We start from the raw sequence: 13,275 nt of genomic DNA on the forward strand, positions 1-13,275 counted from the left end.
TGTCTGGTCCACCCCAGGTTCTGTCTGGTCCGCTGCCGTCATCCGCCCACCAGCCTCCCGTGCCGCGCTCGCGCACCGTGAAGACCAGAGCATCACAGAGGTCGCAGGTATTCCTGCGCACGAGCGCGGTGGTGCGGCTGTTCGGCGTACGTCGGCGTACCGAAACCCGGCTGGTCGAACCCGCCGCCGTAGCTGCCGTCGTAGGTGCCGCCGTAGCTGCCGTCGTAGCTGCCTCGTAGCCGCCCCGCGTTCGAAGTTTCGAAAGTTCAGGACCATCAAGACCTGCGAAGTCCGGCCTCTTCCCGACTTCGTGCGGTGAACCTAGGGTAGGAAGCGCTTACTATTCCGCGCTGGTCGAAACTTTTCATGGCCCTCGGGCGGGCCGGAGAGGTGGTTCCCGATGGTCCGTACGGGGAGTGCGAGTGTGGCCGCCGGGCCGACCTTGGCGGTCGTGGCCCGCGAGGCCAGGGTGTCCGTGCCGACCGCCTCCAAGGTGGTCAACGGCCGTGCGGACGTGGCACCGGAGACCCGCCGCCGGGTCACGGAGGCCCTGGACCGGCTGGGTTACGTCCGCAGACCCCGCTTCGACGCGGTGAAGTCCTCGGGCCTGGTCGACCTGGTCGTGCACTCGCTGGACAGTTCCTGGTCGGGGGCGGTGCTGCACGGGGTGGAATCGGCGGCCCACGACGCGGGGCTGGAGGTGGTGGTGTCGGCGGGCCCCACCCGGACCCGCGGCAGCGGCCCCGAGCGGGGCTGGCTGGACAAGCTCGTCGCCCGCGGCTCCTCGGGCGTGCTGTTCCATCTGGCCGAGCTGACGGAGTCGCAGTACGCCTGGCTGGACCAGCACCGGATCCCGTACGTGCTGATCGACCCGGTGCTGGAGCCCCCGCCGGGCGTGCTGTCGGTGGGCGCGGCGAACTGGCAGGGCGGGGTGACGGCGACGGAGCATCTGCTGGCGCTGGGCCACGAGCGTATCGCCGTCATCGCCGGTCACCCGCACAAGATGTGCAGCAGCACGCGGGTCGACGGTTACCGTTCGGCACTCGCGTCCGCCGGGGTCGGGCACCGCCCCGAGTACGTCTGCCACGCCGACTTCGACGAGGGCGTCGCCCGCCACCGCATGCTGGAACTCCTCGACCTGCCCGAGCCGCCCACGGCCGTCTTCGTCTGCTCGGACCGCATGGCGCTGGGCGTCTACCGGGCCCTGTCCGAGCGGGAGTTGCGGGTACCGGACGACATGAGCGTCGTAGGCTTCGACGACCTCCCCGAGGCCCGCTGGCTCACCCCGCCCCTCACCACGGTCCGCCAGCCACTGTCGGAGGTGGCGGCGACGGCCCTCCGTCTGCTGGTGCGGATGATGGACGGTGACCGTCCGGAGAGCACGCGGACGGAGCTGTCGACGCGGTTGGTGGCGCGGGCGAGTACGGCGACGGCGAGGGCGAGTACGTCGGCGGCGAGGTGAGGAGCGGCCGTGAGCCGTCCGGCTCCGACTCCCTTGTGGTAGCGCGGAGGCCGACTGTCGTTGATGATGTCCGTGTGACCAACCGCATCAGCGCTCTGATCTCGGCCTTCGGCGTCCTTGCCGCCATGATGCTGCTCGCCATGGCCGTTGGCGAGTACCGTTCCGGGGCATCGGCCCTCTGGATCGCCGCTGGAGCTGTGATCTTCCTCAGCACCCTGTACACGCTCGTACGGGACGTGCGGCGGCTCCGCACAGGGCGGACGACCTGACGGCGGAGGTACGGAGCGATCGTGGCGTTCCTGCCGAGCCCCGACAGTCAGGCGGAGCTACTGAGCTGCGTGGGTCCGTGGCCTTCGGGTGAGTCCGATTCGTTCAAGACGCCCCGCCGCCGTCCCGCCTACGGTGGCCGTATGAGTCCACGATTCGATGCCATCGGCCTGGTGGCCTCCGACCTCGCCGCCTCCGTCGCCTTCTACCGCCGTCTCGGTTTCGCCTTTCCGGAGGGCGCCGATGACCAGCCGCACGTCGAGGCCGAACTACCGGGCGGGCTGCGGCTGATGCTCGACACGGAGGACACCGTGCGGTCCTTCAACCCCGGATGGCAGCCGCCGACCGGAGGACGCCGGGCAGGGCTCGCCCTGCTGTGCGACAGTCCGGCCGAGGTCGACTCGGTGTACGAGGACATGGTGGCCGCCGGTCACCACGGCGAGCTCAAGCCCTGGAACGCCGTGTGGGGTCAGCGTTACGCGACCCTGCTCGACCCGGACGGCAACGGCGTCGACCTGTTCGCGCCGCTACCCGGAGCGGGCCAGTAGGCGGCTGAGCGGCGTTCCCGTCAACTCCCGTACGTCCCGCGCCAGATGGGCCTGGTCGGCGAAGCCGGACCGGGCCGCCGTCTCCGCGAGGGGGATCCCGGCGCGGGCCAGCGCGAGGGCACGTTGCAGTCGGAGGATCCGGGCGAGCGTCTTGGGACCGTAGCCGAAGGACGTCAGGGAACGGCGGTGCAACTGACGGGCGCCGAGGCCGAGTTCGTCGGCGGTGGCGGCGATCGGGCGGCCCGCGTCGAGGGCGGTGACGAGCCGTCGTAGAAGCGGGTCGGGGGGTTCTGCGGCGGAGGCCCAGCGCAGCGCCACCTCCTCCAGGCCGCTCGCCGGGTCGTCGGCCGCGTTCACCTGCGTGGCGAGCCGCCGCACCTCGGCGGCTGGGCGCAGGTCGGCCAGCGGCACACGCCGGTCGCGCAGCTCGTGCGCGGGGACGCCCAGGAGGGCGGGCGCCGTGCCGGGGTAGAAGCGGACGCCCGCCCAGCTCGTCGGGGTGCCCTGGGTGACGTACGCGCGCGTGTCGGGTCCGGCGACCAGCAGTCGCCCCTCGTTCCACAGCAGGTCCATGCAGCCGTCGGGCAGGACCGGACCGGCGCCGGCCCCCGACGGGGTGTTCGTCCACACCACCGCTCCGGCCAGCCGGGACGCCCTCTGCTCGTACACGTACGCCAGGCTACGTCGCATCCCAGGGCCCGTGCGGCCGACCGGCTCCCAGGGCCTCTGCGGCCGACCGGCCGGGACGGTTCAGGACTGCCCGCGCGCCGGCCACGGACCCCAGCACCGGCACCGGCACTGCCGACAGATCTCGAGCCGGCCTGTCGCCCGGTCGTCGATGCCCGCCACCGGCTGACCGCCCGATGTGGCGGGCGGACCTCAACTCTTGACGGCCTCCGCGATCTGCAGTGCGGCCTGGGCGGGAGTGAGGTGCGTGGTGTCGACGACATCGGCCTCACCGTGCAGCCACGTGCGGGCCGCCTCGGCGTAGGGCTCGAGGTATTTGAGGCGGAACGAGGAGGGGCCAAGGACGGTGTCCCCCGCGATGCGTCCGCGGAGAGTGTCCTGGTCAGCGTGGAGAACGAAGTGCCTCACCGGGATGGCATGGTGGGCGAGGCCCGCGCTGATCTCGCGCCAGTACTGCTCGACCAGGACGGTCATGGGACCCGACGGTAGCGCTGTACGGGCGCCAGGGACCACACCAGGAGCGCGGAAACGAAACGGGGACCGCCGCCTCACCGCGATCCCGTCGGCGACTGACCGGGCACGGCTGACGCGTCCACGCGGCGATCGCGTTCGCCTTCGTCACCCCCGACGGCCAGGACTGCGGCCAGGTATCCGGCTAGGAATCCTTCGGCTTGTGCGGAGGGTGGGTGCTCTTGACGTGGGTGCGCAGGCGGGACGTCACGTCCTCCGGGGGCAGGAAGCGGGACCAGCGTTCCGGGAACTCGGAGGGCATGTCCGGGTCGTCGGGGTCGCCCGGGTCGGTGTCGCGGGCCGCGGCGGCGCGGGCGACGTACTGGGCGACCTGGGCCTCACGCAGGCGATCGTTGGCGGCGCGGGCGGCGGCTGTCGCGGCGGCCGGCCAGACGCGGTCGATGGCGGCGTTGACCGCGGCTCCGACGAGGACCGCGAACGCGGACACGCCGATCCACAGGAGGACGGCGACGGGTGCGGCGAGGGAGCCGTAGATGGTGGGGCCCTCGACCGTGTTGGTGAGGTAGATGCGCAGCAGGAAGCTGCCGAGGACCCACATGGCGAGGGCGACCAGAGCGCCGGGGACGTCCTCGATCCACGGGGAGCGGACCGGGACGGACACGTGGTAGAGCGTGGTCAGGAAGACGATGGAGAGGACGATGACCACGGGCCAGTACAGGACCTGCACGACGGTCGTCGACCACGGCACGATGTTCACCACCGCGTCCGGCCCGGCCACCATCAGCGGCAGCGCGATCGAGCCGATCAGCAGGGCCACGACGAACAGCAGGAACGCCATGATGCGGGTCCTGACGATGCCCCGGACGCCGTCGAGGCCGTACATGACGGTGATGGTGTCTATGAAGACGTTCACCGCGCGGGAGCCCGACCACAGGGCGAACAGGAAGCCGATGGAGATGACGTCGGGCCGGCCGCCCTTCATCACGTCGTGCAGGATCGGCTCGGCGATCTGGGCGACGCCCTTGTCGGACAGGACCGTGCGGGAGGCTTCCAGGAGATTGTTCTCCAGGCCCGCGATGCTGTCGGCGCCGGTCCAGGCGTCGACGTAGCCGAGCAGCCCGATCATGCTGAGCAGCAGCGGCGGCACGGACAGCAGCGTGAAGAACGCGGCCTCGGCCGCGAGTCCGAGGATCCGGTACTCCATGCACGAGTTGACGGTGTCCTTGAGCAGCAGCCAGGCGGTCCGGCGCTTCGAGACGTCGCGATAGAGCGCACGCGCCCGGTGGAGACGGCCGGAGGGGGGCCGCTGGGGGGATTCACTTGCTGACTGCACGCTCTAACGGTATCCGTCGCGCGAGGGTCCACTCGTCCCTCGGGTACCCCGGCTCGCGTGGGCGTGCCCGCCGATAACCGTACGCACGAAAATCGAACCATTTTTCTGTCATGTCCGCGTTGGCTGAAATGTCGGTTATGGAAGCGGAATCCACCGGGCTGATTACACCCGTCGTGCGGTGAGTTCCCCGGTCAGGGACGGAAGCGGAGCGGCCACCTTTTCGATCCATTCGATGAGCGCCGCCCAAAATGCGCCAATGACCGAAACACCCTTGCCGCATTCATGAATCAGTCGTCAGAATTCGGATGGCGTTGACGGCCCCCGACCAGGCCCCTGGCCCCGGACCAGGCCCTTCAGCAGGTCCTTCAGCAGCCCCTTCAGCAGGTCCTTCACCAGCCCCTTGACCAGGCCTCTTGACCAGGCCTCTTGACCAGGTCCCTTACTGAGCCTCTTGCGGGCCTCTTACCGGGCTCCTCGCCTCAACCCGTGGCCATTTCACCCCTCTCACCGCCTCACTCGGGCATCACCACACTCCCCTTGCCCACATTTTCTCAATTTACGTTCCACGCACCAAGAGCCACACCTAGAGCCGCATCAAGGAGCGCCCGTGGGGGGAAATTCCGGAGTCGGCACCGAAAGCGTTCTCGCTGAAGTGCTGGCCGGCGTCGTACGCAAGGAACACGTACCGGTCGACAGCCACTTCTTCGACGATCTGGGTGCCAATTCTCTGGTGATGGCCCACTTCTGCGCCCGGGTCAGGAAACACGCCGACCTGCCGTCGGTGTCCATGCGGGACGTGTACGGCCATCCGACCATCCGCCGGCTCGCGGCGGCCCTCGCCGGGACACCGGCCGAGGCGCCCGTCACGATCCCGGCCGAGCCGCCCACGCCGGGCAGCACACCCCGGTACGTGCTGTGCGGGGTTCTGCAGTTCACCGTCTTCGCCGTCTACTGCCTGTCCGTCGGCACGGTCACCGGCCGCGGCTACGACTGGGTCTCCGGCGCCGACGGCGTGGCCGCGGTCTACGGCCGCTCGGTCGTCTTCGGCGGTGCGCTGTTCACGGGCGCCTGCGTCTTGCCGGTGCTGGCGAAGTGGCTGCTCGTCGGCCGCTGGAAGGAGACCGACTTCCCGGTGTGGAGCCTCGCCCACCTCCGCTTCTGGACGGTCAAGGCACTGCTGCACGCCAACCCGATGATCCTGTTCGTGGGCAGCCCGCTGTATGTGCTGTACCTGCGGGCACTGGGCGCGCGCATCGGCCCCGGCGTGACGATCCTGTCCCGCTCGCTGCCGGTCTGCACCGACCTGCTGACCGTCGGCGCGGGCACGGTGATCCGCAAGGACAGCCACTTCCTGTGCTACCGGGCGCACGCCGGCCGGATCCACACCGGTCGCGTCACCCTGGGCAGCGGGGTGTACGTCGGCGAGAAGACCGTCCTCGACCTCGGCACGACGATGGGTGACGGCTCACAGCTCGGCCACTCCTCCGCCCTGCACGGCGGTGTCACCGTCCCGGCCGGACAGAGCTGGCACGGCTCCCCGGCACAGCGCACCGACGTCGACCACGTCCGCGTGCCACCGGCGTCCTGCTCCACCGCGCGCCGGTTCGGGTACGGCCTGGCGGGCCTGGTCCAGACGCTCCTGCTGTACGTCCCGCTCGGCATCGGCGGCGCGTATCTGCTGCTCGCCCTGGTCCCCGAGCTGGAGGTGCTCCTGGCCCCGGACTCCCCGGACCTGGCGTCGGCCCGCTTCTACGCCGAGGCACTCGCCCTGTCGCTGGCCCTGTACGTGGGCTTCCTGGTCCTCGGCGTGGCCGCCGTGACCCTGCTGCCCCGTCTGCTGCGACCGTTCCTGCGCCCGGACCGGGTCTATCCGCTCTACGGCTTCCACTACTCGGTACAGCGCGCGATCGCCCGCACGACCAACCTCAGGTTCTTCATGTGGCTGTGCGGGGACAGCTCGTACATCGTCCCCTACCTGCGGTCCATCGGGTACGACCTGTCCGAGGTGGAGCAGACCGGCTCCAACTTCGGTACGGAGGTGCAGCACGAGACGCCGTACCTGGTCACCGTCGGCCGCGGCACGATGGTCGCCGACGGGCTGTCGGTGGTGAACGCCGACGTCTCCGGTACGTCCTTCCGCGTCTCCCGCGCCACGATCGGGCCGCGCAACTTCCTCGGCAACCACATCGCCTACCCGGCGGGCGGCCGCACCGGCGACAACTGTCTACTGGCGACCAAGGTGATGGTCCCGCTCGACGGCGCAGTCCGCGAGGATGTGGGCCTGCTCGGCTCGCCCCCCTTCGAGATCCCGCGCTCGGTGGAGCGCGACACCCGCTTCGACCAGCTGCGTCAGGGCGCCGGACTGGAGCGCCGGCTGAGGTCGAAGAACCGGTACAACCTGCGCTCGATGGGGCTGTTCCTGTTCGTGCGCTGGCTGCACTGGTTCGCGCTCATGGTCCTCGGTTTCGCCGCGATCGACCTCTACGGCGTCCACAGCGGCGTCGGCGGTCTGCTGATCGGCGCCTCGATGATCGTCGGCCTGCCCTTCTCCGTCTGCTACTACGTCCTGGTGGAGCGGCTGATCTGCCGCTTCCGCCCGCTGCGGCCCCGGCTGTGCTCGATCTACGACCCGCGTTTCTGGCGGCAGGAACGGCTGTGGAAGGTGCCCGACAACCATCTGGCCGTGCTCAACGGGACCCCGTTCAAGAGCGTCGTCTGGCGGCTGCTGGGCGTCCGGATCGGCCGCCGGGTCTTCGACGATGGCTGCTCCATCACCGAGCGCACGCTCACCGCGATCGGCGACGACTGCACACTCGGCGCGCACACCAAGGTGCAGGCCCACTCGCAGGAGGACGGCACCTTCAAGTCCGACCACATCACCATCGGCGCCGGCTGCACGCTCGGCACCGGCGCACTCGTGCACTACGGCGTCTCGATGGGGGACGGCGCCGTACTCGCCCCCGACTCCTTTCTGATGAAGGGCGAGCAGATGCCGCCGGGGGCGCGGTGGGGCGGCAATCCGGCGGTCGCACCGCGGCACGCGTGAGTACGGCAGGAACAGCGGCAGGACAAATGGGGGGATCAGTCATGGGAACAGTTGCGCGCTGGACGCTCGACCCGGTGCCGGGGACTGCGGAGTACGACGTGCCGCTGCCGGAGGGGGTGGCGGCGGGGCCCGCCGCGCTGTCGGCCGCGCACGCCAGGGTCGTCGCCGCGCTGGCCGGCGAGGCGGACAGCGGTGACACGGACAGCAGTGATGCGGACAGCGGTGACATGGGCAGCGGAGACGACGACCGCGCCGGCGACGACCGCGGGCTGCGGGTGAGCGTCGCCGGACGCACGCTGCGGCTGCGGTACCGCACCGACGTCCTCGACTCCGCGGCCGCCGCCCGGATCGCGGGCTATCACGTCACCGCCCTCGCCGAACCCGGGCGCCGCAGCCTGCTGTCCGAGGACGAACTCCGCTTCCAGCTGGAGGAACTGGCCGGACCGTACCGGAAGCTGCCCGACCGGCGGGTGCACGAGCTGTTCGAGGAGCGGGCAGCGGCCCACCCGGACGCGGTGGCCGCCGTACAGGGCGAGACGCGGTGGACGTACGGCGAACTCAACGCACGGGCCAACCGGTTGGGGCGGGCGCTGCTCGCCCGCGGGCTGGAACGCGAGGGTGTGGTCGCCGTCGTGACGGAACGGAACCTGGACTGGATGGCGGCGGTGCTCGCCGTCCTCAAGGCGGGCGGGGTGTATCTGCCCGTCGAGCCGCACTTCCCGGCCGCGCGGATCGCGGCCATGCTGGACCGCTCGGGGTGTGCCCTCGTCCTGACCGAGCGGGGCAGCGAAGGGGTCCTGGCGGGGGACGCCCGGACCCTGTACGTGGACGCCGGGTACGCCGAGGGCCACCCGGACGGCGACCTGGGGATGCCCGTCGCCCCGGACCAGCTCGCCTACCTCTACTTCACGTCCGGCTCCACCGGTGAGCCCAAGGGCGCGATGTGCGAGCACGCCGGGTTCCTCAACCATGTGCTCGCCAAGCTCGACGACCTCGGGATCGGCGCCGGGGACGTGGTCGCGCAGACCGCGCCCCAGTGCTTCGACATCTCCCTGTGGCAGCTGCTGGCCGCGCCGCTGGCCGGCGGGCGGACCCTGCTGGTCGGCCAGGAGACGATCCTTGACGTTTCCCGGTTCGTGGACACCGTCGTGCGGGGCCGAGTCACCGTGCTGCAGCTCGTGCCGTCGTATCTGGAGGCTGTGCTCGCCGAGTGGGAACAGCGGCCGCGGGAACTGCCGGACCTGCGCTGCGTGTCGGTCACCGGCGAGGAGTTGAAGAAGGAGCTGGTGCAGCGCTGGTTCGCCGCCCGGGCCGGGATCCCGCTGGTCAACGCGTACGGGCTGACGGAGACCTCGGACGACACCAACCACGAGGTCATGCACCGGGTGCCGGACCAGGACCGGGTGCCGCTCGGGCGGCCGATCGCCAACGTACGGGTGTACGTCGTCGACGAGGACCTGGTGCCCGTACCGCTGGGCGCCGCCGGCGAGATCGTGTTCTCGGGGGTGTGCGTCGGGCGCGGGTACGTCAACGATCCCGGGCGTACGAAGGCCGCCTTCACCCAGGACCCCTACCGGCCCGGTGAACGGCTGTACCGCAGCGGGGACCACGGGCGCTGGCTGCCCGACGGGAAACTGGAGTTCCTGGGCCGCCGGGACAGCCAGGTGAAGATCGGCGGGTTCCGGATCGAGATCGGCGAGATCGAGAACGCGCTGCTGCGGGTGCCCGGCGTCCGGGACGGCGCGGTGGTCGTGGTCCGCGGCACCCGGCTGGCCGCGTTCTGCACCGGCCCCGAGCCGGTCGGCGCGGATGCCGTACGGGAGCGGCTGGCCGCGTCACTGCCCGGCTACCTGGTCCCGGCGGTCGTCCACTGGCGGCAGCGGTTGCCGCTGACCGCCAACGGCAAGACGGACCGCGGCACGCTCACCACGCTCGCCGAGAACCTCTACGCCGGGACGGACCAGGACTCCGGGACGGACCAGGACTCCGGGACGCGCGCGCCGGGAACGCCGGGTGAGCGGCGGATGGCCGCCGCCTGGGCCGACGTGCTCGGCGTCCCCGCCGACCGGATCGGCCGGCTCGACCACTTCTTCGCCCGCGGCGGCACCTCGCTGGCCGCCGTGAAGCTGGCGATCGCCCTGGACCGGGCGATCACCCTCCAGGACGTCACCCGCCATCCGGTCCTCGCGGACCTGGCCGGGCTCCTCGAACGACCGGCCTCATGAGTCACGGGCGCCCCTCCCCGGTCCACCGCTCCAGCGCACCACCCGAAAGGAACACCGAGATGACGCCCTCGTCCGAGACGCTGCTTGCCGACGTCGCGCTCGCGCCCGGCAGTCCGCCCCTGCTGTCCGCCGATGCCGCCGGCGATCCGGCGCACTGGGCCGCCGAGCACCGCGACGCGCTGCGGGCCCTCGTCGCCGGGCACGGCTCGGTCCTGGTCCGCGGACTGGGCCTGACCGACCCCGTTCTCGCGGAAGGGGTCTTCCGTCAGGTGTCGGGCGATGGCCTGATGCCCGACCAGGAGCCGTTCGCGCCCCGGCGCCGGTACGCGGACGGTGTGTACTCCTCCACCAAGTGGCCGGCGAACCAGCAGATGTGCATGCACCACGAGCTGAGCTACGCCCTGGAGTTCCCCGGCCTCATGCTGTTCGCGTGTCTGGAGGCGCCCGCCACGGGCGGCGCGACCTGCCTGGCCGACGCCGCGGCCGTGCTCGACGCACTGCCCGCCGAACTGACCGAGCGGTTCGAACGGGAGGGCTGGCTGCTGACCCGGACCTACCACGACGAGATCGGAGCGTCGGTCGCGGAAGCCTTCGGCACCGACGACCGCGCCGCCGTCGAGCACTACTGCCGTACCCACGCCATCGCCTGGGAGTGGCAGGCCGACGGCTCCCTGCGCACCCGCCGGCACCGCAGCGCCGTGGTCCGCCACCCGGTCACCGGCCACCGCTGCTGGTTCAACCAGGTCGCCTTCCTCAGCGAGTGGACGATGGACCCCGAGGTCCGCGCGTACCTGGTGGATGTCTACGGCCCCGACCGACTGCCCTTCAGCACCCGCTTCGGGGGCGGCGACCCGATCGACGAGGACGTCGTCCGCACGGTCAACGAGGTGTACGAGGCGCACACCGTGCGCGAGCCGTGGCGCTCCGGCGACCTGCTGCTCGTCGACAACATCCGCACCGCGCACAGCCGGGAGCCCTTCGACGGTCCGCGCGAGGTGCTGGCCGCGCTGGGCGGACCGGTGCGGCGCACCGACTGCGAGACGAGGACCCTGTGAGCACCGCACCCAGCGCCCCGCCGTTCGCGGTGATCTCCGGCGAGCAGGTCCAACAGGCCCTGCACGGACGGGAGTCGGAGATCGCCGACCTGGTCGAGACGGTGTACCGGCTGCACGGCGCCGGCGACTCGGTGAACCCGCCGTCGTACTTCCTGCGCTTCCCCGACCGCCCGTCGTCCCGGATCATCGCGCTGCCCGCCTCACTGGGCGGGCCGTTGCGAGTGGACGGCCTGAAGTGGATCTCCAGCTTCCCGGAGAACACCCGGTCGGGGCTGCCGCGGGCGTCGGCGGTGCTGATCCTCAACAACCCCGACACCGGCTATCCGTACGCCTGCCTGGAGAGTTCGGTGATCAGCGCCACCCGCACGGCGGCCTCGGCGGCGCTGGCGGCGCACCGGCTCAGCGCCGGGCGGGAGCGGCCCCGGCGGGTCGGCTTCGCCGGGGCCGGGCTGATCGCCCGTTACATCCACACCCATCTCAGCGCCACCGGCTGGGAGTTCGAGGACACAGGCGTGTACGACCTGTCCGCGGACAGCGCGGCGGGCTTCCGGGGCTATCTGGAGCGGTCCGGCGCACCGGGCCGGATCACCGTGCACTCCACGGCCGAATCCCTCGTACGCGCCAGTGACCTGCTGGTGTTCGCGACGGTCGCCGCAGCGCCGCACGTCCACGATCCGCAGTGGTTCACGCACCATCCCCTGGTACTGCACGTGTCGCTGAGGGACCTCTCGCCGCGGATCCTGCTCGCGTCCGCCAACTTCGTCGACGACGTCGAGCACTGTCTGAAGGCGGAGACCTCGCCGCATCTGGCCGAACGGGTCACGGGGAGCCGGGAGTTCGTCGACGGCACGCTGAACGACGTACTGACCGGGCGAGTCGCCGTCCCGGCGGACCGCACGGTGGTGTTCTCGCCGTTCGGGCTGGGGGTGCTCGACCTCGCGGTCGGCAGGTTCGTCCACGACGAGGTGGCCCGGCGGGGCGAACTGCGTGCCGTCGACGGGTTCTTCCACGAGCTGCGCCGGTACGGCTGACCGGACATGCGCGTGGTGCAGGAGGACACGTGGTGCCTGAGCCACGTGGTGCCTGAGTCACGTGCTGCAGGAGGACACGTGCTGCTGGAGTCACGTGGTGCTGGAGTCACGTGGTGCACGAGGAGGGGGCAGCATGCCCGTCATATCCGATCCCGCGCAGTTCAACGCGGAGGAGCTCTACGTCGACCTGCGGGCCGCGCTGGGGCTTCCCCTGTACCTCAAGTGCGAAGGGTTCAACTTCGCCGGGTCGATCAAGCTCAAGGCCGCGGCCGAGATGGTCGACGCGGCCGAGCGCGAGGGCCGGCTGCGACCCGGCTCGGTGCTGATCGAGTCGTCGTCCGGGAACCTGGGCGTGGCGCTCGGCGTGGTCGCCGCGAGCCGGGGCCACCGGTTCCTGTGCGTGACCGACGCGCGCTGCAACCGGGCGAGCGTCCGTCTGATGGAGGCGCTCGGCGGCCACGTCCACGTCATCGAGGAGCCCGACCTGCACGGTGGCTTTCTGGGCGCACGGCTCGCGTACGTGAGCGCGCTGTGCGCCGCCGACGAGAGATACGTGTGGCTCAACCAGTACACCAACCAGGGGAACTGGCGGGCCCATTTCCGCACCACCGCGCCCGCCATCGCCCGCAGCTTCCCGGATCTCGACGTGCTCTTCGTCGGTGCGGGCACCACCGGGACCCTGATGGGCTGCGCCCGCTGGTTCTGGCAGTGGCGGCGCCGGGTACGGGTGGTCGCCGTCGACAGCGTCGGCTCGGTGACCTTCGGCGGGGTACCGGGCCGGCGCATGATCCCCGGCCTGGGCACCAGTGTGGCGCCGCCCCTCCTCGACGAGTCCTACGTCGACGACGTCGTCCGCGTCGAGGAGGCGGACACCGTCCGGGCGTGCCGGCGACTGGCCGGGCGGGGCTTCCTGTTCGGCGGCTCCACCGGCACGGTGGTCAGCGGCGCCGACCAGTGGCTGGCCCGCAACGGCGGCCGCCGTGCACTGACGGCCGTGGCCATCGCCCCCGACCTCGGCGAACGCTACCTCGACACCGTCTACCGCGAGGGGTGGCCCGAGGACGGCACGGAACCGGAGGTGACAGCGGCCCTGGCTCGGCTCGCGTGAGCGGGTGCCGCGACAGGGGACAGCGGGCTGCTGCCCGCGGTC

The 13,275-nt window shown here is 71.2% G+C and carries 10 protein-coding genes and 1 pseudogene; 8 read left to right on the forward strand and 3 right to left on the reverse strand.

The features are described 5' to 3' along the window. Positions 1-400: 400 nt before the first annotated feature. From M2271_RS16565 to M2271_RS16575, 3 genes are all read left to right on the forward strand, one after another. Positions 401-1,462, forward strand: a complete 1,062-nt coding sequence (locus M2271_RS16565) for a substrate-binding domain-containing protein (RefSeq protein ID WP_280887986.1) — start codon at positions 401-403, stop codon at positions 1,460-1,462. Positions 1,463-1,536: 74 nt separating this feature from the next. Beyond that, a complete protein-coding gene (locus M2271_RS16570; protein ID WP_280887987.1) occupies positions 1,537-1,731 on the forward strand; it encodes a hypothetical protein in 195 nt (64 codons plus the stop codon). Between the two features lie 141 nt (positions 1,732-1,872). Further along, positions 1,873-2,277 (forward strand): VOC family protein, encoded by a 405-nt coding sequence (locus M2271_RS16575; protein WP_280887988.1) that lies wholly within the window; start codon positions 1,873-1,875, stop codon positions 2,275-2,277. Here the strand turns inward: M2271_RS16575 and M2271_RS16580 are convergent. The 3 genes and pseudogenes from M2271_RS16580 to M2271_RS16590 all read right to left on the reverse strand — a co-directional run bounded on the left by M2271_RS16580 (position 2,257) and on the right by M2271_RS16590 (position 4,768). After that, a complete protein-coding gene (locus M2271_RS16580; RefSeq protein WP_280887989.1) occupies positions 2,257-2,946 on the reverse strand; it encodes a helix-turn-helix domain-containing protein in 690 nt (229 codons plus the stop codon). The genes M2271_RS16575 and M2271_RS16580 overlap by 21 nt on opposite strands. Before the next feature lie 210 nt (positions 2,947-3,156). Next, a pseudogene (locus M2271_RS16585) lies at positions 3,157-3,441 on the reverse strand (ATP-binding protein); the annotation flags it as partial. 178 nt (positions 3,442-3,619) lie between these two features. After that, the gene (locus M2271_RS16590; RefSeq protein ID WP_280887990.1) at positions 3,620-4,768 is read right to left on the reverse strand and encodes a YihY/virulence factor BrkB family protein; all 1,149 of its coding nucleotides are present in this window, start codon (positions 4,766-4,768) and stop codon (positions 3,620-3,622) included. A 607-nt stretch (positions 4,769-5,375) separates the two neighbouring features. Between M2271_RS16590 and M2271_RS16595 the strand changes: the two genes are divergently transcribed. The 5 genes from M2271_RS16595 to sbnA all read left to right on the forward strand — a co-directional run bounded on the left by M2271_RS16595 (position 5,376) and on the right by sbnA (position 13,233). Beyond that, positions 5,376-7,814, forward strand: coding sequence for a Pls/PosA family non-ribosomal peptide synthetase (locus M2271_RS16595; protein WP_280887991.1), 2,439 nt, complete (start codon positions 5,376-5,378; stop codon positions 7,812-7,814). Between the two features lie 41 nt (positions 7,815-7,855). After that, positions 7,856-10,039: a non-ribosomal peptide synthetase gene (locus tag M2271_RS16600; protein WP_280887992.1), complete on the forward strand. Its 2,184-nt coding sequence runs from the start codon at positions 7,856-7,858 to the stop codon at positions 10,037-10,039. Between the two features lie 59 nt (positions 10,040-10,098). After that, on the forward strand, positions 10,099-11,094 hold the full coding sequence (locus tag M2271_RS16605; protein ID WP_280887993.1) for a TauD/TfdA family dioxygenase: 996 nt from the start codon (positions 10,099-10,101) through the stop codon (positions 11,092-11,094). Then, positions 11,091-12,125 (forward strand): 2,3-diaminopropionate biosynthesis protein SbnB, encoded by a 1,035-nt coding sequence (gene sbnB, locus M2271_RS16610; protein WP_280887994.1) that lies wholly within the window; start codon positions 11,091-11,093, stop codon positions 12,123-12,125. Before M2271_RS16605 ends, sbnB begins: the two co-directional genes overlap by 4 nt. 133 nt (positions 12,126-12,258) lie before the next feature. Beyond that, positions 12,259-13,233, forward strand: a complete 975-nt coding sequence (sbnA, locus tag M2271_RS16615; RefSeq protein ID WP_280887995.1) for a 2,3-diaminopropionate biosynthesis protein SbnA — start codon at positions 12,259-12,261, stop codon at positions 13,231-13,233. Positions 13,234-13,275: the final 42 nt, after the last annotated feature.

The sequence above is a fragment of the Streptomyces sp. LBL genome (assembly GCF_029893585.1).
Lineage (GTDB): Bacteria > Actinomycetota > Actinomycetes > Streptomycetales > Streptomycetaceae > Streptomyces.

Excerpts from the sequence above, each read along its gene's own strand:
- M2271_RS16565 (WP_280887986.1), top strand. The coding sequence starts at position 401 with ATGGTCCGTACGGGGAGTGCGAGTGTGGCCGCCGGGCCGACCTTGGCG.
- M2271_RS16575 (WP_280887988.1), top strand. The coding sequence starts at position 1,873 with ATGAGTCCACGATTCGATGCCATCGGCCTGGTGGCCTCCGACCTCGCC.
- M2271_RS16600 (WP_280887992.1), top strand. The coding sequence starts at position 7,856 with ATGGGAACAGTTGCGCGCTGGACGCTCGACCCGGTGCCGGGGACTGCG.
- M2271_RS16605 (WP_280887993.1), top strand. The coding sequence starts at position 10,099 with ATGACGCCCTCGTCCGAGACGCTGCTTGCCGACGTCGCGCTCGCGCCC.
- sbnA (WP_280887995.1), top strand. The coding sequence starts at position 12,259 with ATGCCCGTCATATCCGATCCCGCGCAGTTCAACGCGGAGGAGCTCTAC.